At 67.8% G+C, this 18,897-nt stretch carries 14 protein-coding genes; 10 read left to right on the top strand and 4 right to left on the bottom strand.

Translation table 11 applies throughout. The features are described from left to right. The first annotated feature begins 30 nt into the window (after positions 1-30). The 7 genes from hemQ (at position 31) to JQN66_RS11205 (ending at position 7,967) form a co-directional block, all read left to right on the top strand. Positions 31-717, top strand: coding sequence for a hydrogen peroxide-dependent heme synthase (gene hemQ / locus JQN66_RS11235; RefSeq protein ID WP_204677568.1), 687 nt, complete (start codon positions 31-33; stop codon positions 715-717). Then, complete coding sequence (locus tag JQN66_RS11230) at positions 714-1,919, top strand: ferrochelatase (RefSeq protein WP_239463992.1); 1,206 nt, start codon at positions 714-716, stop codon at positions 1,917-1,919. Before hemQ ends, JQN66_RS11230 begins: the two co-directional genes overlap by 4 nt. Continuing rightward, complete coding sequence (gene hemC / locus JQN66_RS11225; RefSeq protein ID WP_204675029.1) at positions 1,916-2,890, top strand: hydroxymethylbilane synthase; 975 nt, start codon at positions 1,916-1,918, stop codon at positions 2,888-2,890. Before JQN66_RS11230 ends, hemC begins: the two co-directional genes overlap by 4 nt. Positions 2,891-2,897: 7 nt before the next feature. Further along, positions 2,898-3,737, top strand: coding sequence for a uroporphyrinogen-III synthase (locus tag JQN66_RS11220; protein ID WP_204675027.1), 840 nt, complete (start codon positions 2,898-2,900; stop codon positions 3,735-3,737). Between the two features lie 18 nt (positions 3,738-3,755). Continuing rightward, complete coding sequence (gene hemB, locus JQN66_RS11215; RefSeq protein ID WP_204675025.1) at positions 3,756-4,739, top strand: porphobilinogen synthase; 984 nt, start codon at positions 3,756-3,758, stop codon at positions 4,737-4,739. 5 nt (positions 4,740-4,744) lie between these two features. Further along, positions 4,745-6,052, top strand: a complete 1,308-nt coding sequence (hemL, locus tag JQN66_RS11210) for a glutamate-1-semialdehyde 2,1-aminomutase (RefSeq protein ID WP_188946605.1) — start codon at positions 4,745-4,747, stop codon at positions 6,050-6,052. Between the two features lie 391 nt (positions 6,053-6,443). Then, the gene (locus JQN66_RS11205) at positions 6,444-7,967 is read left to right on the top strand and encodes an amino acid permease (protein ID WP_204675023.1); all 1,524 of its coding nucleotides are present in this window, start codon (positions 6,444-6,446) and stop codon (positions 7,965-7,967) included. 353 nt (positions 7,968-8,320) lie between these two features. On the opposite strand, the gene JQN66_RS11200 is transcribed toward JQN66_RS11205, so the two are convergent. The 4 genes from JQN66_RS11200 to JQN66_RS11185 all read right to left on the bottom strand — a co-directional run bounded on the left by JQN66_RS11200 (position 8,321) and on the right by JQN66_RS11185 (position 11,884). Then, complete coding sequence (locus JQN66_RS11200) at positions 8,321-9,175, bottom strand: MetQ/NlpA family ABC transporter substrate-binding protein (protein ID WP_204675021.1); 855 nt, start codon at positions 9,173-9,175, stop codon at positions 8,321-8,323. Positions 9,176-9,278: 103 nt separating this feature from the next. Beyond that, entirely contained in the window at positions 9,279-9,944 is a 666-nt protein-coding gene (locus JQN66_RS11195; RefSeq protein WP_204675019.1) for a methionine ABC transporter permease, read from the bottom strand. Positions 9,945-9,948: 4 nt separating this feature from the next. After that, on the bottom strand, positions 9,949-10,941 hold the full coding sequence (locus JQN66_RS11190) for a methionine ABC transporter ATP-binding protein (RefSeq protein ID WP_204675017.1): 993 nt from the start codon (positions 10,939-10,941) through the stop codon (positions 9,949-9,951). Between the two features lie 259 nt (positions 10,942-11,200). Then, positions 11,201-11,884 carry an exonuclease domain-containing protein gene (locus JQN66_RS11185; protein ID WP_204675016.1) on the bottom strand — a complete coding sequence of 228 codons (684 nt, stop codon included), beginning with the start codon at positions 11,882-11,884 and terminating at the stop codon, positions 11,201-11,203. An 87-nt stretch (positions 11,885-11,971) separates the two neighbouring features. On the opposite strand from JQN66_RS11185, the gene JQN66_RS11180 reads away from it, so the two are divergent. Genes JQN66_RS11180 through JQN66_RS11170 form a run of 3 tightly spaced genes read left to right on the top strand, consistent with a single transcriptional unit; the run spans position 11,972 to position 18,896 of the window. After that, positions 11,972-12,361 carry an MGMT family protein gene (locus JQN66_RS11180; RefSeq protein ID WP_204675014.1) on the top strand — a complete coding sequence of 130 codons (390 nt, stop codon included), beginning with the start codon at positions 11,972-11,974 and terminating at the stop codon, positions 12,359-12,361. Between the two features lie 2 nt (positions 12,362-12,363). Then, the gene (locus JQN66_RS11175) at positions 12,364-15,558 is read left to right on the top strand and encodes an ATP-dependent helicase (RefSeq protein ID WP_239463991.1); all 3,195 of its coding nucleotides are present in this window, start codon (positions 12,364-12,366) and stop codon (positions 15,556-15,558) included. Then, positions 15,555-18,896 (top strand): ATP-dependent helicase, encoded by a 3,342-nt coding sequence (locus JQN66_RS11170; protein ID WP_204675010.1) that lies wholly within the window; start codon positions 15,555-15,557, stop codon positions 18,894-18,896. The genes JQN66_RS11175 and JQN66_RS11170 overlap by 4 nt, the downstream gene beginning before the upstream one ends. The last annotated feature ends 1 nt before the right edge of the window (position 18,897 follow it).

Below are 18,897 nucleotides of genomic sequence, written 5' to 3'. Positions count from 1 at the left end.
AGCAACGCACCGGAGCACAATTCGCCAGTCATCCGCGAACGCGAAAACGCCGGCGAGAACCCGACCTTCTTCTACACCCTGTGGACCATCTTCAAGCGCTCGGACGCCGTCCCGCGTACCGACGCCGCGGCCGCCGAGTTCGACGCGCTGATTGAGCAGCTGGCCGCCGAGGGCGCCGTCGTGCGCGGCATCTACGACGTGTCGGCGATGCGCGAGGACGCGGACATCATGATCTGGATCCACGGCCCGGCCGCTGAACTGCTGCAGGCCTCCATGCGCAAGATCCGCCGCTCCGCGCTGCTGGCCGGCACGCAGATCGTCTACTCCACCATGGGTGTGCACCGCGAGGCCGAGTTCGCCAAGGACCACTCGCCGGCCTTCGCCCGCGGCGTCGACGCCAAGGGCTGGATGACGGTCTACCCGTTCGTGCGTTCCACCGACTGGTACACCATGGATCCGGCCGAACGCGGAAAGATGCTGCGCGACCACGGAGTCCTGGGCCGCGAGTTCCCCGAGGTGCTGGCCAACACCGTGGCCGCCTTCTCCTTCAGCGACTACGAGTGGCAGATCTGCCTGGAAGCCGATGACATGATCGACCTGGTCGACATGATGCGCCACCTGCGCTACACCGAGGCCCGCCACCACGTGCGCGAGGAAACCCCGTTCTACACCGGCCGCCGCATCAGCGCCGCCGAGGCGCTTGAGGTGCTTCTGTGAGCCAGTCCTTCGATCCGCGCACCGGCTACGACGAGAACGGGCGCATGATTCCGAAAGCCTATGACGCGATCCTGCTCGCCTCCTTCGGCGGCCCCGAGGGGCAGGATGACGTCATCCCGTTCCTGCGCAACGTCACCGGAGGCCGCGGCATCCCGGACGAGCGCCTGGAAGAGGTCGCGGTGCACTACCGCACCAACGGCGGCGTCTCGCCGATCAACGCGCAGAACCGCGCGCTGAAGGCCGCGCTGGAAGCCGAGTTCGCCGCCCGCGGCATCAACGTGCCGATCTACTGGGGCAACCGCAACTGGCACCCGTTCGTGAACGATACGCTGGAGCAGATCGCCGCGGACGGGCACCGCACCGTGCTGCTCATGGGCACCGGCGCCTACTCGGGCTACTCGGCCTGCCGCCAGTACCGCGAGGACCTTGGCCTGGGCCTGCGCGCCACCGGCCTGGAAGGCGTGGTGGAGGTCGACAAGCTGCGCCAGTTCTTCGACACCCCGGCCTTCGTTCAGCCCTTCATCGACCAGCTGCCGGCCTCGCTGGCCTCGGTCCGCGAACAGCTGGACGCCGCCGGAACGCCGGAGGGGAAGATCAAGATCGTGTTCGTCACGCACTCGATCCCCACCAGCGATGCCGACGCGGCAGGCCCGGAGGCCATCCGGAGCACGCTGGACGAGAACCTGTACACCGCCCAGCACCGCGCAGTGGCCGAGCACATCCTGGCCAACGTGCCGCAGGCCGCCGGTCTGGAGCATTCCCTGGTCTACCAGTCCCGCTCCGGATCCCCGCACACCCCGTGGCTTGAACCGGATATCAACGACGCGCTGGAAGAGGACGCCGCAGCCGGCGTGGCGGGCGTGGTGGTGGTGCCGATCGGCTTCATCTCCGACCACATGGAGGTGCTCTGGGACCTGGACACCGAGGCCAAGGACACCTGCGCGCGGCTGGGGCTGGCTTTCGCCCGCGTGCCCACCCCGGGGACGCACCGCGCATTCGTCTCGGGCCTGGTGGACCTGGTCGAGGAGCGGCTGGCCGGCCCCGACGGCAAGCCGCTGCGCGAAGGGCGCCTGTCCGAAACCGCGCTGGGCCCCTGGTTCGACGTCTGCCGCCCTGGCTGCTGCGAAAAGCTTGCCATGGACGGCACCCTGCGCCCGACCATCGGCGCGGTGGACTCAGAGGTAGGAGTGCCGCAGCCATGACCCAGTCCTTCCGAGTAGGAACCCGGGGCAGCGCGCTGGCCACCACGCAGACCGGATGGGCTGCCGACCAGCTGGCGCAGCTGTCCGGCCTTGAAGTCGACACCGTGCTGGTGAAGACCGAGGGCGATGTGGTGACCGGTTCGCTGGCCAACCTGGGCGGCACCGGCGTGTTCGCCGCCGCGCTGCGCCAGCACCTGCTGGACGGCGGCTGCGACCTGGCGGTGCACTCGCTCAAGGACCTGCCCACCGTGCAGCCCGAGGGCCTGGTGCTCGCCGCCATCCCGCCGCGCGAGGACGTGCGCGACGCGCTGTGCGGCCGCGACGGGATGACCCTTGACGAGCTGCCGGAAGGCGCGAAGATCGGCACGGGCTCCCCGCGCCGCGCCGCCCAGCTGCGCGCCTACCGCCAGGACCTTGTGATCGTGGACATCCGCGGCAACGTGCCCACCCGGCTGGGCCGGGTCAAGGGCGTGGGGGACACCCTGGACGACGGCAGCGTGGGACGGGCCACCCAGGGCGACTTGGATGCGGTGATCCTGGCCGCGGCCGGCATGCGCCGGCTGGGACTGGAAAAGCACATCACCCAGTACCTGGACCCGTCGATCATGCTCCCGGCTCCCGGCCAGGGCGCGCTGGCGCTGGAGACCCGCACGGCCGGCACCGACCATGCGGAACTCGACCAGGCGCTGGCCCGCTTCGACGACCTGCACACCCGCCTGCAGGTGGAAGCCGAACGCGCGCTGCTCAACGCCCTGGAGGCAGGCTGCGCCGCGCCGATCGGCGCGCTGGCCCGCGTCCAGGAGAACCAGCTGGTGCTGGACGCCGTGGCCTGCAACCCCGACGGCTCCGAGGTCATGCGCCGCAGCGCGGCCGCCCCGCTGGCCGATGTGGCCGCAGCGCAGGCGCTGGGCCGCGAGCTGGCCAACGGCATGCTGGCCGACGGCGCGGCGGTCATCGCCGGGCTGGCCTAGCAGGCCCATGGCATACCAGGCACTGATCCTGCGCGATGCGGCCCGCGCCGCGGCCACCGTGCAGGAATTCGAGAAGCTGGGCATCACCTCCTGGTGCGCCCGGCTGATCGACGCCATCTGGCCGCAGGACACCGCGGCGCTGTCGTCCATGGCGGCGGCGCTGCGGGCCGGATCCTACGACTGGCTGGTGCTCACCAGCGCCACCACCGTGGCGGTGCTGCACGAGCTGCTGGACGGCCGGCCGCTGCCGCAGTCCCTGGAGCTCGCGGTCGTCGGCGCCAAAACCGCCCAATCGGCCCGCGAGCTGCTGGGCCTGGAGACCGATTTCCAGCCCGAGGTGCAGTCCGCGGCGGGCATGGCCGCGCAGTGGGCCCCGCCGGTCGGGGCGCGCATCTGCTACCCGCACGGGGACCTGGCCAGCGGCACGCTGGGCGATTTCCTGGCCGGCCTGCCGGTGCAGGTGGACGAGGTCATCGCCTACCGCACCGTGGACGCCGGCACCCCGGGCCGCCCCGTGCCCGGGCCAGCTGCGCCGGAACACGTCACACGCCTTGATCCGGCGCAGATCGGTGCGAAACTGGAAGAACTGGATCTGGTGGTGTTCAGCGCCCCGAGCATCGTGCGGCGCTTCGTGCAGCTGGCCGGCGGCCGGCTGCCCGAGCGCGTTCACACGCTGGCCATTGGCCAGCCCACCGCCCGCGCGCTGGAAGCCGCGGGACTCCCGGTGCACGGCACCGCGCAGGACCCCGGGCCGGTCGGCCTGGCGCAGGCCGCACGCGGTGTGCTGGGCATCGACCAGGCCGCGCAGCGCACGGCCGCACCAAGACTTTCGAAGAAGCAAGACTAGAACTGGAGATACGAAGCCATGGGTTTCCCTCAGCATCGACCACGCCGCCTGCGGCAGAATCCGGCCGTCCGAGCGCTGGTTGCGCAGAACGAACTGTCCGCACGCCAGCTGATCCTGCCGGCATTCGTGCGCGAGGGCCTGGCCGAGCCCAACGAGATCACCTCGATGCCCGGCGTCTACCAGCACACCATGGACAGCCTGAAGGCCGCCGCAGCGCAAGCGGTCACGCTGGGCCTGGGCGGCATCATGCTCTTCGGCATCCCGGCCGAACGCGATGAGAACGGCTCGGCGGGCATCGACCCGCAGGGCATCCTGAACCGCGGCATCGCCGCGGTGCGCGCCGAGGTGGGTGATGACCTGGTGGTCATGTCCGACGTGTGCCTGGACGAGTTCACCTCGCACGGCCACTGCGGCGTGCTGGATGCCGACGGCGCCGTGGACAACGACGCCACCTTGGCGATCTACGGCCAGATGGCCGTGGCCCAGGCCCAGGCCGGGGCGCACATGCTCGGCCCGTCGGGCATGATGGACGGCCAGGTCGGCGCGATCCGCGAGGCCCTGGATGCCGAAGGCCACCTGGACACCGCAATCCTCGCCTACAGCGCCAAGTACGCCAGCGCCTTCTACGGACCCTTCCGCGAAGCAGTGGATTCCCAGCTCAAGGGCGACCGCCGCACCTACCAGATGGACGCCGCCAACCGCCGCGAAGCCATCCTGGAAGCCGAGCTGGACATCGCCGAGGGCGCCGACATGATCATGGTCAAGCCGGCCATGAGCTACCTGGACATCGTGCGCGACGTGGCGGAGATTTCCCCGGTGCCGGTCTCCGCCTACCAGATTTCCGGCGAGTACTCGATGATCGAGGCCGCCAGCGCCAACGGCTGGATCGACCGCAGGGCCTCGGTGCTCGAATCCCTGCTGTCCATCAAGCGGGCAGGCGCCGAACAGATCCTCACATACTACGCAGCCGAAGTTGCCGGCTGGCTCAAGGAAGGCAAGTAATACGCATGTCGAACTCTGAAAAGCTCTTTGCCGAGGCCCGCGAGGTCATGCCCGGCGGCGTGAACTCCCCGGTGCGCGCCTTCGGCTCGGTCGGCGGCATCCCGCCGTTCATGGTCGGCGCCAAGGGCGCGTACCTGACCGACGCGGACGGCAAGGAATACGTGGACCTGGTCTGCTCGTGGGGTCCTGCGCTGCTGGGCCACTCGCACCCCGCCATCCAGGCCGCCGTGCATGCAGCAGTGGACCGCGGGCTGTCCTTCGGCGCTTCCACCCCGGACGAGGCGAAGCTCGGCCAGCTGATCAAGAACCGCATGGGCGGGGTGGAGCGCCTGCGCATGGTCTCCACCGGCACCGAGGCCACCATGACCGCCGTGCGCCTGGCCCGCGGCTTCACCGGCCGCGAACTGATCATCAAGTTCTCCGGCTGCTACCACGGCCACCTGGACGGCCTGCTGGCCGATGCCGGTTCGGGCGTCGCCACCCTGGCCCTGCCGGGCTCCGCCGGCGTCACCGCCGCCACCGCCGCTGAAACCCTGGTGCTGCCGTACAACGACCGCGCCGCCGTTCAAGCGGCCTTCGCCGAGCACGGAAGCAACATCGCCGCGGTGATCACCGAATCCGCACCGTGCAACATGGGTGTGGTGACCCCGGAGGAGGGCTTCAACAAGTTCCTCAAGGACACCACCGCCCAGCACGGCGCCCTGCTGATCCTGGACGAGGTGCTCACCGGCTTCCGCGCCTCGGATGCCGGCTATTGGGGCCTGACCGGGCGGGTGGAAGGCTGGAACGCCGACCTGTACACCTTCGGCAAGGTCATCGGCGGCGGCCTGCCGACCGCCGCCCTGGGCGGCCGCGCCGAGGTCATGGACTACCTGGCACCGCTGGGCCCGGTCTACCAGGCCGGAACCCTGTCGGGCAACCCGGTGGCCATGGCCGCCGGCATCGCCCAGCTGGAGAATGCCACCGACGAGGTCTACTCCTTCCTGGCCAAGCAGTCAGCGGCCCTGCAGGATGCCATCACCTCGGCTTTCAACGCCGAGGGCCTGGACCACTCGATCCAGCGTGCCGGCACCCTGTTCTCCGTGGCCTTCGGCACCTCCGCCAACGGCGTGCACAACTACGCCGACGCCCAGAAGCAGGAAGCATTCCGCTACGCGCCGTTCTTCCACTCCATGCTGGACTCCGGCGTCTACCTGCCGCCAAGCGTGTTCGAGGCATGGTTCGTTTCGGCCGCCCACGACGACGCGGCGCTTGACCGGATCATCTCCGCCCTGCCGGCAGCGGCCAAGGCCGCGGCGGCCGCCACGGCCTAGGATTCCGCCCCGGCCACGGGCATCATCGGCTCCCCGCCCATCCGCCCGACACACCACGTGTCGCGCGGATGGGCGGGGAGCCTCCTGCGTTTAATGGCACTGCGCGCTACCGCTCCACGAGTCATGAGTCACAGGACGATGCTCCAAGTCGCTGGGGCTTCGTGGAGCTCTGCCTGCCGGCGTTGCCTGCTCCGGGCGGTTCGGGTCGTGGCATCAACCCACGTCAACCGGATTATTGTTGAACAATATTCGGTGGCCGGTATCCCTCCAATCTGTCGAAACCAGTGCCCTGCTACCTTCTGATCTGGGAAAATGCGGAAAACCGCTCCCATGTTGTACGGCTAGGCTTGTGCGGTAAGTTTTTCTCATTTCATCTCCCAAAGGGATCAAAGTGAGCCTATTTCGTACCAAGCCAGTTGAGAGTTTCCTGGCGGACGCCGCAGGGCCCGGACGTCAGCTCAAAAGGACCCTGAACACCTGGGATCTGATGATCATGGGTGTCGCGGTGTCGGTGGGTGCGGGCATCTTCTCCGTGGGCGCGCGGGCGGCCGCCAATTTCGCCGGCCCCGCCGTCACGGTGTCCTTCGTCATCGCCGCACTGACCTGTGCGATGGCGATCATGTGTTATGCCGAGTTCGCGACCGCGATCCCCGTGGCGGGTTCCGCGTATGTGTTCTCCTACGCCATCATGGGCGAGTTCATCGCCTGGATCATTGGATGGAACCTGATCCTCGAACTGTTCACCGCGGCGGCGGTGATCGCCAAATATTGGGGTATCTACCTCACCGAAGTATTCCAGTTTGCCGGGATCCATCTCTCTCCGACCGTTGGCCTGGGTCCCGTGACCATGAGCTGGGGGCCGTTGCTGATTGTTGCACTGTTCACGGTGCTGCTCGTCTTGGGGACCAAGTTGTCGGCAACTGTCGGGAACGTGTTCACCATCATCAAGATCGCCGTGGTGCTCTTCGTGGTTGTCGCCGGCCTGTTCTACTTCAACGCGGAGAACTTGACCCCGTTCGTCCCCGAGGCGGTTCCGGCCGCCGGGAACGGCACTGCCGGCGTGCTCCAGCAGTCGCTCTTCTCCTTTGCCACGGGAGCCACACCGGCCCAGTACGGCATGGCGGGAGTGCTGGCGGGCGCCGCCTTGGTGTTCTTCGCCTTCGTCGGCTTCGACGTGGTGGCCACCAGCGCCGAAGAGGTCAAGAACCCCAGCAAGACGCTGCCTCGTGGCATCTTCGCAGGCCTGGCGCTCACCACGCTGCTCTACATCGGCGTGTCCTTCGCGCTGACCGGCATGGTTTCCTACAAGGATTTGGCAGCCGTGGAGAATCCGACGCTGGCCACCGCCTTCGCCGCGGTAGGAAACGAAGGCGCGGCCTCCATCATCGCCGTCGGCTCGCTCATCGGGTTGACCACCGTGGTGATGGTGCTGCTGATGGGTTTGACGCGTGTGGTGCTTGCCATCAGCCGCGACGGGCTGCTGCCGCATTCGCTGTCCAAGGTCAGCGCCAAGCGCGGCACCCCGGTGCGCATCACGGTCATCTGCGGCACCTTGGTGGCGTTGGCCGCCGGGTTCACTCGCGTGGATGTGCTCGAAGAGATGATCAACATCGGTACGCTGTCCGCCTTCGTGATGGTCAGCCTGGGTATCCTGGTGCTGCGTCGCAAGCGTCCGGACCTGAAGCCCGCGTTCCGTGTTCCCTTCGGCCCGGTGATCCCGATCGTTTCGGCCCTGCTGTGCACCTACCTGATGTTTAACCTGGCCATCGAAACCTGGCTCTACTTCGTTGTATGGCTCGCAGCCGGCGTACTCATCTACTTCGCCTACGGCCGTCGCCATTCACGGCTGAACGATGACGACGCCGCTGAGGGCGGCGCAGAACTCGAAGACAGCTCGGCGGCATCAGCCCGGTAGCCGCATAACCCGCTGGCCCTGCCGCTGAAGTGGCCCGACCCGCCGGGTTTCTGAAAACACCGATGCATCCGCCTTCCCTGTGATCCAGACGAGGCGGAATACATCGGTGTTTTGTGTTGGTGCGCTGGCATCCGGGAGGAGTACCCTGGGGACCTGTGCCGTTAGATGACTTGATCGTGGCCGGGTCACTGAGATGCCCGGGGGAGCGCGGCCGCGGTGCCGCCGCCGGCCTCGCGGGGCTTGCCTGGCGGACTGGGGATCACCGGATGCAAAAAAACACGGCCGCCCATCCTGGCCAATGACACTGGTCAAAGAGGATGAGCGGCCGAGCAATTCATGCGGTGCCGTGGTGGCTAGAAGGCCGGGATGACGCTTCCGTCGGTCCAGGTGTCCTTGATGTAGGTGCGGACCTCGTCCGAGTGCAGCAGCTCTTCGAGCTTCGCGATGGCCGGGGTCTCTTCGCCTTCACGCCAGGTCAGGAAGTTGGCGTTCGGGTTGTTCTCGCCGGATTCCTGAGCCAGGATCTCGTCCTTGTTCAGCTTGGCCTGGACGATGAAGTTGCCGTTGATGACGGCAATGTCGATCGAATTGTCCTTGGTGTAGTACTGCGGGACCTGCTCGGCGTTGACATCCTTGAGTTCCAGGCCCTTGGGGTTCTTGGCCTTGTCGTCCTGAACGGTGAGCACCGAGTCGGTGTCTTCCAGACCGGCCAGCAGGCCTGCGGATTCCAGCACGCGCATGCCGCGCAGCTGGTTGACCGGGTCGTTGTTCAGCACCACGGTGGCGCCGTCGGTGACGTCTGCTGCCTTGTCGAACTTCTTCGAGAAGACGGTCATCGGCTCGACGTGGATGCCGGCGCCGTGGGCGAACTTGTAGCCCTTCTCGGCAACTTCGGTAGCCAGGTACTTCTCGGTCTGGAAGTAGTTGGCGTCCAGCGACTTGTCGGCCAGGGAAGTGTTCGGGGTGACGTAGTCGTCGATTTCCACGACGTCCAGGTCGATGCCTGCGTCCTTGGCGAGGTTCTCGTCGATGTAGGTCAGGATCTGGGCCTGCGGAACCGGGCTGGCGCCGACCTTGAGGACCACCGGGTTTGCCGGATCCAGCGGCTGGGCCGAGGCGTCGGCGGCAGGTGCATCGCTGCCGCCGCAGGCGGAGAGGGCGAAGATTGCTGCGACACCGGTCAGTGCAAGAGCGAGCTTTTTGCGCATTGCGTATTCCTTAGTTTGATGTGCCGTAAACGGCGTGTGCGAGTGTTTTCTGCCCGGAAGCCGAAGCGTTGCGGGCGACCGCCGGATGGACCGGCGGACGTTTCTAGCGGTGGTCGACCTTGCGGGCGATCAGATCGCCGATGATCTGGACGATCTGCACCATGATGACGATGATGATGATCGTCAGGATCATGATGCCCGGGTTGTAGCGGGTGTAGCCGTAGGTGTAGGCCATGCGGCCCAGACCGCCGCCACCGACCAGGCCGGCCATGGCCGAGTAGCCGATCAGCGTGACCACGGTCGTGGTGATGGCAGAGACGATGCCTGGCATCGCTTCGGGCACCAAGACCTTGCGGATGACCTGCATCTTGGTGGAGCCCATGACCAGCGCGGCGTCGACCTTGCCGGAGGCGACGTCGCGCAGGGCGGTCTCCACCAGGCGGGCGAAGAACGGGACGGTGCCGATGGTCAGCGAGACCGAGGCGGCGACCGGGCCCAGCGAGGTTCCCACGATGATGACCGCGAGCGGAATCAGCGCCACCATCAGGATGGCGAAGGGGATCGAGCGGGTGATGTTCACGATGATCCCGGAGAGGATCGCGTTCAGCCAGCGCACGGGGGCCAAGCCGCCCTTGCCGGTGACGTGGAGCAGGATGCCCAGCAGCAGGCCGACGACGACCGTGACGACACCGGAGATGAGCACCATCTCCACGGTTTCCCAGGTGGCGGTCAGCATGGCTTTCTGGACGGTGGGAGTGAGGAAATCCATGGGTTTACTTGGTTCCCTTCACGGTCACGGCAATGCCGTTCGACAACAGGTAATTGGTGATCGTCTCGACATCCGCATCGAGGGGCAGTTGGATGCGCAGGTGCGCGTACTGCTGGTCGCCCAGCTGTTCCACCGAACCGGCCAGGACGTTGACGTCGATGTTGAAGGTGCGGGAGACCGCTGAAATCACCGGCTCGGTGGCCTGGTCGCCGGTGTACAGCAGGTCCAGGATCGTGCCGACCCCGGCCGAACGCGGAGCGTCCCCGGGCAGCGGCAGCAGGGTGTGGGCCAAGCGGCCCTGGGCATTGGTGATCACCGAGGCGATATCGCCGTGCTCGACGATGAACCCGCCCTCAAGCAGCGATACCGAATCGCAGGCCTGCTTCACCACGTGCATCTCATGGGTGATGATCAGCACCGTGATGTTCAGGCGGTCGCGCAGCTTCTTGACCAGGTCCAGGATCTCGTCGGTGGTCTTGGGATCCAGGGCGCTGGTGGGCTCGTCGCACAGCAGGACATCCGGATCGGTGGCCAGGGCGCGGGCGATGCCCACACGCTGGCGCTGGCCGCCGGAAAGCTGGGAAGGGTAGGCCTTGGCGAACTTGGTCAGGCCCACGAGCTCCAGCAGCTCGGCGACCTTGGCGGCGATCTGCTTCTTCGGGGTGCCGGTGAGCTCTAGCGGGTAGCCGACGTTCTGCTCGGTGGTGCGTGAATCGAAGAGGTTAGCGTGCTGGAAAACCATGCCGATCCGGCGGCGCGCGTCGCGCAGCTCGTCCGCGCTGACGTTGGTCAGCTCCTTGCCGTTAACCGCGACGGTCCCGGATGTGGGCTGGTCGAGCAAGGTCAGGCAGCGGACGAGGGTGGATTTGCCAGCTCCGGAATGTCCGACGATGCCATGAATTTTCCCGGTAGGGACTTCAAGGCTGACCCCGCCGAGGGCGACAACGTCATTGCTTCCCTGGCGGTAGACCTTGCGCAGGTCACTAACTGTGATCACTAGGCGTGTTCCTTCAGGTTCTCAGAGGGTGTTAGAGAGTACCCCCCATTCAATCACTATCGAACAAAATCGCCCGAATGACCCCTTGTGCTTGGTCATCGTCCTTAATATCGGGTATTGGCAGGGTGGATGTCGAATATACTTCGCGCGACGGCGGTGATATATGAACGAATGACCTGTTTCGCGGCGTGCTAGGGCTGCCAGGACGGGCTGTGAAGTGCATTACCCACCCCCGGTGCTCCGGCCGGGGAGCCTGGTCCTAGTCGTCCTTGATGGGCCACGCGCCGTCGACGACCGCCTCCGGCTTGGTCTTGCGCAGGTAGGCCTGGAAACTCTCGGCCTGCTCGCGCGCCCAGCCGATCTGCCAGCCGTGCAGCACCTGCGGGTCGACCTGCAGCTGGGGGTACTTCTCCGCGATCGCCCGGGCCACCGCCACGCAGGCCACGGCGTCGGCGAAGGAAGTGTGCGCATTCTCCAGCACCACTCCGTAGTGCTCGCAGGCGGCGCCCAGGGTCCGCTTGCCCTTGCGCCACTTGTCGACCTGCTTGTCGATGATGAACGGATCGATCACGTTGCCCGGGATGAACGGAGGCATGTCGTAGCGCAGCGCCTCGGAATGCAGCACCGAGAAATCGTAGGAGGCGTTGAAGGCGATCAGCGGAGCCTGCTGGGAGGCGAAGGCGAGCAGGCCCAGGATCTCCCGCACCGCCTGCGGGGCCGGAATGCCCTCGGCGCGGGCCTTCTCGGTGGAGACCCCGTGCACGGCCGTGGCCGCTTCGGGAATCTCGATCCCCGGATCAACCAGCCACTCGCGTTGGTTGACGATGTTCTCCTGCGCATCGAGCAGCACCACCGAAGCGGTGACGATGCGCGCGGTGGCGGTGTCAACGCCGGTAGTTTCCAAGTCAAAGCCTACGGCGAGGCCGTTCTGCCATTCAGTCATGGTTCAACGCTACAGCCCTGCGCAGACATGTCGGGTCTTGGACGCACCGGATGTGGAACACGGCGGCCGGCTTGGCACAATGGATTCATGACCCGAGCCCCGCGCGATGATTCACTGGCCTATCCCGACGCCGTCCACGAGCTGGCCCGGCTGGTCCCGCGCGGCGCGGTCCTGAGCTACGGCGACGTGGCCGAACTGCTGGGCGCAGGCTCGGCCCGGCAGTCGGGCAAGGCCATGGGTTCCGCCCCGCTTGGCACACCATGGTGGCGGATCCTGCGGGCCGATGGAACGATCACCGGTGCGCTCTTGGCGGAAGCCAGCCCGCACTGGGCCGCCGAGGGGCTCGCGGCGCCGGGCCGGCGGATCGACATGAACATCAAACGCTGGAAGCCCGGCCCCGAGCAGTGGGAACGCATCGACAAATTGCGTGCGGCATTGGGCAACCCGAAAATGTCCGAGGCGGATGATCAACTATGAATATGCACGACGTACCCGCCGAGGAATCGGCCCCGCTGCTGGACACCCTGGCCAGCGCCCGAACACCCCTGCTGGTCACCGGAGCCCCCGGCACCGGCAAGACCACCGCGCTCATCGACACCGCCGTGGCCCGCCTGGACGCCGGGCTGGACCCGCTGTCGCTGCTGGTCATCGCGCCCACCCGCCTGAGCGCCGCCTCCATCCGCGACGAGCTCAGCCGCCGCGCCCAGCGCACCTTCACCGAACCGGTGGTTCGCACCTGGTCCGCCTACGCGTTCGACCTGATCCGCCGGGCCAGGGTCGAAGGGCTGCTTCCCTTCATCGAGCGCTCCCCGCGCCTGCTGTCGGGCCCCGAGCAGGACACCCTCATCGGCAGCCTGCTCGAAGGCCATGCCCAGGGGCTGACCCCGGGCCCGGGCTGGCCGGCGGACCTCGACCTGGCGGTTCCGACCCGCGGTTTCCGCAAGGAGCTGCGCGAATTCTTCGACCGCGTCTCTGAGCTTGGCTTGGACCCGGCCGACATCGCGGACTACGGCCAGGCGGTGGGACGGCAGGAATGGATTGCCGCGGCCCTGTTCTACCAGGAATACCGCGACCTGCTGGACCTGGGCAACGCCGAGGCCTTCGACCCCGCGGGCCTGATCACCCGGGCCGCGCAGCTCCTGGAAGAAAACCAAGACTTCCTGCACGCCGAGCAGGACCGCCTGCAATTGATCCTCGTGGATGACCTGCAGGAAGCCACGCTGTCCCAGCACCGGCTGCTGGCGCTGCTGGGCCGCGACCGCCCGCTGCTGGCCTTCGCCGCGCCGGACAGCGTGGTCCAGGGGTTCCGCGGTGCCCGCGCCGACCAGCTGCACCGTTTCTCCGAGCGCTACACCAGCGCAGCGGACGCGCGGATCCTGGAGCTGTCCACCGGCTACCGCATGGGCCCGGAGATCACCGAGGCCTGGCGCCGCATCGTCAAGCGCATCCCGGTGGCCACGGGAACCAGGGGCCGCGCCGTGGAACCGGTCGCCGCCGCCGGCAAGGGTGCCGCCCGGGCGCTGACCTTCGAGAACTCCACCCTGGAGGAGCGCTTCATCGCCCAGCGCATCGTGCAGCTGAACCTGTTCGAGGGCAAGGACCTCTCGGACATCGCCATCGTGGTGCGCAACGGCTCGCAGGTGCGCTCGCTCAGCCGCTTCCTGGAAGGCCAGGGCATCGCGGTGCAGGTGCCGCCGGCGGAGATCCCGCTCAAGGACGAGGCGGCCGTCCGCCCGCTGCTGGACCTGCTGGACCTGGCCTTCGCCGACGGCGCGGCCGAGGACCCGCTGCTGATGCAGAACCTGCTGCTTTCGCGCTACGGCATGAGCACCGCGCTGGAGATCCGCCGGCTGCGCCAGCTGCTGCGCCAGCAGGAATCGGCCCGCGGCGGCCGGCGTTCCAGCCAGGAGCTGCTCGAAGCCTGCCTGAGCGAGCCGGAGCTCGCCGCAGACCTGGGCAAACCGGCCTTCGGCCTGCAGCGCCTGCTGAAGATGTTCACCGCGCTGCGCGAGGAACTGGCCACCGGCACCGCCACCCCGGAAACCGCATTGTGGGTCATGTGGGAGGCCTCCGGGCGTGCCAAGTCCTGGCGGGAGGAAGCCCTGGGCGCCGGAACCAGCGCGCGCCGGGCCGACCACGACCTGGACGCGGTCCTGTCCCTGTTCCAGGCCGCCGAGCGATTCGTGGACCAGCTGCCCGGCGCGAGCGTGGAGCAGTTCATCGAGCACATCCTGCACCAGGAACTGCCCATGGACTCGCTGGCCAGCCGCGGCGCCGGGGGCCAGCACGTCACGGTGCTGACCACCGCGGCCGCCGCGGGCAAGCAGTGGCCGATTGTCTTCATCCCGGGGCTGCAGGAAGGCTCCTGGCCGAACCTGCGGCTGCGCGGCGAGCTGCTGGGTTCCAACGCGCTGGCCGACGTGGTGGAGCACGGCATCGGCTTCCTGTCGAGCCGGACCCCCACCCACCTGGTCCGCCAGATCCGCAGCGACGAGCTGCGCAGCTTCAGCAACGCGGTCTCCCGCGCCGGCTCGCAGCTGATCTGCACCGCCGTGGACAACGAGGACTCCCAGCCCTCCTCCTTCATGGACCTGGTGGAACCGCCCGGAGACGAGGGCCGCGCGCCCACCCCGGTGCCGCGCATCCGCGCGCTGCCCGCCCTGGTGGCGGAGCTGCGCAATACCGCCGAACGCGCCAAGGCCGCGCAGCTCGGCGCGATCGCCCCGCCTCCGCAGGTCAGCGCCGAGGACTTGTACCAGGACGCCGCCCAGGTGCTGGCCGGGCTGGCCGCCCAGCCGCGCACCGTCCGCGGGGCGCACCCTTCCTCATGGTGGGGCATGCTGCCGTTGAGCAGCCAAGGCCCGGTCATCCCGGAAGGCCAGCCGCGCAGGATCTCGCCCTCCAAGGTCGAGACGCTGGTCAAGTCTCCGCTGAACTGGTTCGTGCAGAGCGCCGGGGGCACCGCAGCCCACGACTTCGCCGCCTCGCTGGGAACGCTGATCCACTCCATCGCCGAGGAGCACCCGGAGGCCAGCGGCTCCGAATACGAGCGCATCCTCGAGGAGCGCTGGCCGGAACTGGAGAAGCTGGAGAACTGGGAAGGCCAGCGGGACTTCGACCGGGCCAACTCGATGCTGAAGAAATTCGCCCAGTACTGCGTGGCCGCGCGCCAGGAAGGGCGCACGCTCGTGGCCCGCGAGCTGCCCTTCAACGTGGAGGTCCCCACCGAGGGCGACCCGGTGCAGATCCGCGGCGTCATCGACCGCGTCGAAGCCGACGCCAACGGCAGGGTGACCGTGGTGGACCTGAAGACCGGCGCCTCGGCGCCGAGCAAGAACGACGTGCTGGAACACGCCCAGCTGGGCGTCTACCAGACGGCCATCCAGCTCGGGGCCCTGCAAGAGCACCCCGACACCGCAGGGCTGTCGGACGACCCCGCCGGCGCGTCGCTGGTCTATGTGGGAACCTCCGCCAAGAGCCCGGCGCTGCGCGACCAGCCGGCCCTGGGCGAGGACGACTGGGCCCGCACGCTGATCCTGGAAGCCGCCGAACTGATGGGCCACACCGAATTCACCACCCGGCACGTGGCCGGATCCGCAGGCCTGCTGGGCAGCTGCACCCTTCCCGAAATCTGTCCGCTGTGCAACGAAGGACGTCAGGTGACCGAGCCATGAGCACTATCATGTACACCCCGCAGGAGCTCTCCGAAGCGCTGGGGGAGACGTTCCCGCCCACCGACCAGCAGGCGCAGATCATCAGCGCCCCGCTGGAACCCATGCTGGTCATCGCCGGCGCCGGATCCGGAAAAACCAAGACCATGGCGGACAAGGTGGTCTGGCTGGTCGCCAACCAGCTGGTGCGGCCGGAGGAAATCCTCGGCGTGACCTTCACCCGCAAGGCCGCCGGTGAGCTGTCGGTGCGCATCCGCGCCAAGATCGCCCAGCTGGTGGCCACCGGCCTGCTCAGCGAGGAAACCACCCGGGACTTCCTGGACCCGGCGGTGTCCACCTACCACTCCTACGCCAACACCCTGGTGCAGGACCACGGGCTGCGCCTGGGGCTGGAAGAGGACACCGTGCTGCTGGGTGCCGCGCAGTCCTGGCAGCTGGCCCATTCGGTGCTGGAAGGCTATACGGGGGACTACCACCACCTGAACAGCGCCACCAGCACGCTGATCGACGCCATCGTGTCCTTCAGCTCCGAAGCGGCCGAACACCTGCTCACCGCGCCCGAGGCCCACAGCTGGATCGACGACCTGGTAGCCCGGCTGCGCACCCTGCCGATGGATCCGGAGAAGAACAAGGCGCCGACGCAGGCCGCGCTCAAGCTCATCGACAAGCTGGCCTCCCGCGCCACCATTGCGCAGCTGGCCGAGGACTACGCGGCGCAAAAGAAGAAGCTCGGCGTCATGGACTACGGCGACCTGGTTGCCCACGCGGCCACCATCGCCCAGCAGGTTCCCGCCGCCGCGCTCGCCGAACGCACCGCGCACAAGGTCGTGCTGCTGGACGAGTTCCAGGACACCTCGCACGCCCAGATGGTGCTGTTCTCCGAACTCTACGGCCAGGGCCACCCGGTGACCGCGGTGGGCGACCCCAACCAGTCGATCTACGGCTTCCGCGGAGCCAGCGCCGGCCAGCTGTTCCGCTTCCCGGAGAAGTTCCCGATCCACCGCCCCAACGGCCGCGAGCTGGCGCACGTCAACCACCTGACCATCGCCTGGCGCAACACGGTCAACGTGCTGGAAGCCGCCAACGCCATTACCGCCGGCTCCGCGCAGTCCACCGGGCCGGTGGCCGTGAAGCCGCTGGAGCCCTCGGCCTTCGCCATGCCCGGTCGCGTGGTGCTCAACCGCTGCGCCACGGTGCGCCAGGAAGCCGAAGCCATCGCCGATTTGATCCAGGCCGAGGGCTTCGTCGCCGCCGATGGCACCGTGCGCACCAGTGCCGTGCTCTCGCGCAACCGCGGGCAGCTATCCTCCATGGCCGAGGTGCTCGACGAACGGGGCATCGCCTACCAGTTCGTGGGCCTGTCCGGGCTGCTGAGCACCCCCGAGCTGACCGACCTGGTCGCCTGCCTGCACGTGCTGGTGGATCCGCTGCGCTCGGACAAGCTCATGCGGCTGCTGGCCGGCGCGCGCTGGCGGCTGGGCGCCGCGGACCTGACGGCTTTCGCCGACTGGTCGCGCCAGCTCGAACGCCGCCGCGCCCGCGGGCTGAACCCGCAGGAAATCCAGAACGGGACCGGGGAGGAATCCGAGCCGGCGTTGGAGGCGGCCCGTGCGGAGCTGAATGACGGGGCCAGCCTGGTCGAAGCGCTGGACTACCTCCCTCCGGAGCACTGGACCAGCGGGGACGGACGCCGGCTGAGCGCCGAAGGCCGTTCCCGGCTGGTGCAGCTGCGCGAGGAGCTGGCCGGGCTGCGGCTGCTGGCCAATGACGACCTGGATACGCTGATCCGCGAGGTCGAACGATCCATGAACCTGGATATCGAGGTTGCCGTCCGTCCCTGGGTGGACCGCGACAAGTCCCGGGCGAACCTCGACGCCTTCGCTGACGTGGTCCGCGAGTACTGCCGCAATGCGCCGCGTGTGGAACTGGCCGGATTCCTGATGTGGCTGGAACAGGCCGCCGAAAAGGAAAAGGGGCTGCCGCTGCCGGGTGAGGACGCGGATCCGAGGGCCGTGCAGCTGCTGACGGTGCATGCCTCCAAGGGCCTGGAATGGGACACCGTGGCGGTCATGTCGATGAATGACGGGGTGTTCCCCGGCTCCAAGTCAGACCGCTGGACCAGCGGCGACAAGGCCGTGCCGTGGCCCTTGCGCGGGGATGCGCGGGATTTGCCCCAGTGGGACACCGACCAGAGTTCGCTCAAGGAGCTGCTCGAAGCCGAATCCGTGTTCACCTCCGATGTGGAGGACCACCACATCGCGGAGGAACGGCGCCTGGCCTATGTGGCGGTGACCCGCGCCAAGACCCTGCTGGTCTGCAGCAGCAGCATCTGGACGAACAGCCGCACCAAGCCGACCGAACCGTCGTTGTTCTTCACTGCGTTGATGCCGCTGGCAGAAGGGGAGCATCCCCGGGCCCAGATCGGCGTGTGGGTCAAGGACGAAGACGCGCCCGAGCAGAACCCCAGCCGCATGACGCCGCTGGAAGCCGACTGGCCCTATGACCCGCTGGCCGGACCCGAGATCCGCGGCGGCGTGGCCAAGAGCCCGCATCCGTATTCGCGGCGCAGCGTGCTGCAACAGCTGGCGCAGGATGTTGTGTCTGCTGACCAGCACCGCGAGATCAGCACCGATGTCGGGCGGGCCTGGGCCGAAGAAGCGCAGCGACTGGTCGCCCAGCGGGAATTCCTGGCGAACAGGGAACGCGGCATCGAAGCGCCCGAACATGTGCGCGCCTCGCTGTTCGTGGAGCTGGCGGAAGATCCCGTCGAGGTGCTGGAGAATCTGCGCAGGCCGGTGCCCCGCCGCCCGGGGCTTGCCGCCCGCCGCGGCACCGCGTTCCACGCCTGGATCGAGGAGTACTACGAGAAGACCGCGATGCTGGATTTGGGCGACTTCATGGAGCCGGCCGACAGCTACCTGGACGACGCGCTGGATTTGGCATCCATGAAGGAGGCGTTCCTCGCCAGCGAATGGGCGCAGCTGTCGCCAGCCTATGTGGAGGTGCCGCTGGAAACGCGGGTCGGCCCGGTCGCGGTGCGCGGTCGCATCGACGCGGTGTTCCGCCTGGAGGACGGCACCTGGTTGATGCTGGACTGGAAGACCGGGCGGGTGCCCTCAGGCAAGGATTTGAAGAGCAAGCTGGTGCAGCTGGCCGTCTACCGGCTGGGCTGGTCCAGGCTCCACGGAATTCCCTTGGAGCAGATCAAGGCTGCCTTCTACTACGTTGCCGCGGGTGTGACGATCCATGCAGAGCATCTTTCCGGCGAGGAAGAGCTCGAGGAAATGATCACCGCTGCCTTTGAGCAATTGACCGACGGGGAACCGGCCGGCACCCGGTAGG

Source organism: Glutamicibacter protophormiae (genome assembly GCF_016894325.1).
GTDB classification, from domain to species: Bacteria; Actinomycetota; Actinomycetes; order Actinomycetales; family Micrococcaceae; genus Glutamicibacter; species Glutamicibacter protophormiae.
Note: the sequence above shows the minus strand (reverse complement) of the source record. Positions and strands in the feature narration are given on the sequence as shown.

Coding starts and splice junctions, on each gene's coding strand:
- hemC (WP_204675029.1), top strand. CDS start 1,916: ATGACCCAGTCCTTCCGAGTAGGAACCCGGGGCAGCGCGCTGGCCACC.
- JQN66_RS11220 (WP_204675027.1), top strand. CDS start 2,898: ATGGCATACCAGGCACTGATCCTGCGCGATGCGGCCCGCGCCGCGGCC.
- hemB (WP_204675025.1), top strand. CDS start 3,756: ATGGGTTTCCCTCAGCATCGACCACGCCGCCTGCGGCAGAATCCGGCC.
- hemL (WP_188946605.1), top strand. CDS start 4,745: ATGTCGAACTCTGAAAAGCTCTTTGCCGAGGCCCGCGAGGTCATGCCC.
- JQN66_RS11200 (WP_204675021.1), bottom strand. CDS start 9,175: ATGCGCAAAAAGCTCGCTCTTGCACTGACCGGTGTCGCAGCAATCTTC.
- JQN66_RS11195 (WP_204675019.1), bottom strand. CDS start 9,944: ATGGATTTCCTCACTCCCACCGTCCAGAAAGCCATGCTGACCGCCACC.
- JQN66_RS11185 (WP_204675016.1), bottom strand. CDS start 11,884: ATGACTGAATGGCAGAACGGCCTCGCCGTAGGCTTTGACTTGGAAACT.
- JQN66_RS11180 (WP_204675014.1), top strand. CDS start 11,972: ATGACCCGAGCCCCGCGCGATGATTCACTGGCCTATCCCGACGCCGTC.
- JQN66_RS11175 (WP_239463991.1), top strand. CDS start 12,364: ATGCACGACGTACCCGCCGAGGAATCGGCCCCGCTGCTGGACACCCTG.
- JQN66_RS11170 (WP_204675010.1), top strand. CDS start 15,555: ATGAGCACTATCATGTACACCCCGCAGGAGCTCTCCGAAGCGCTGGGG.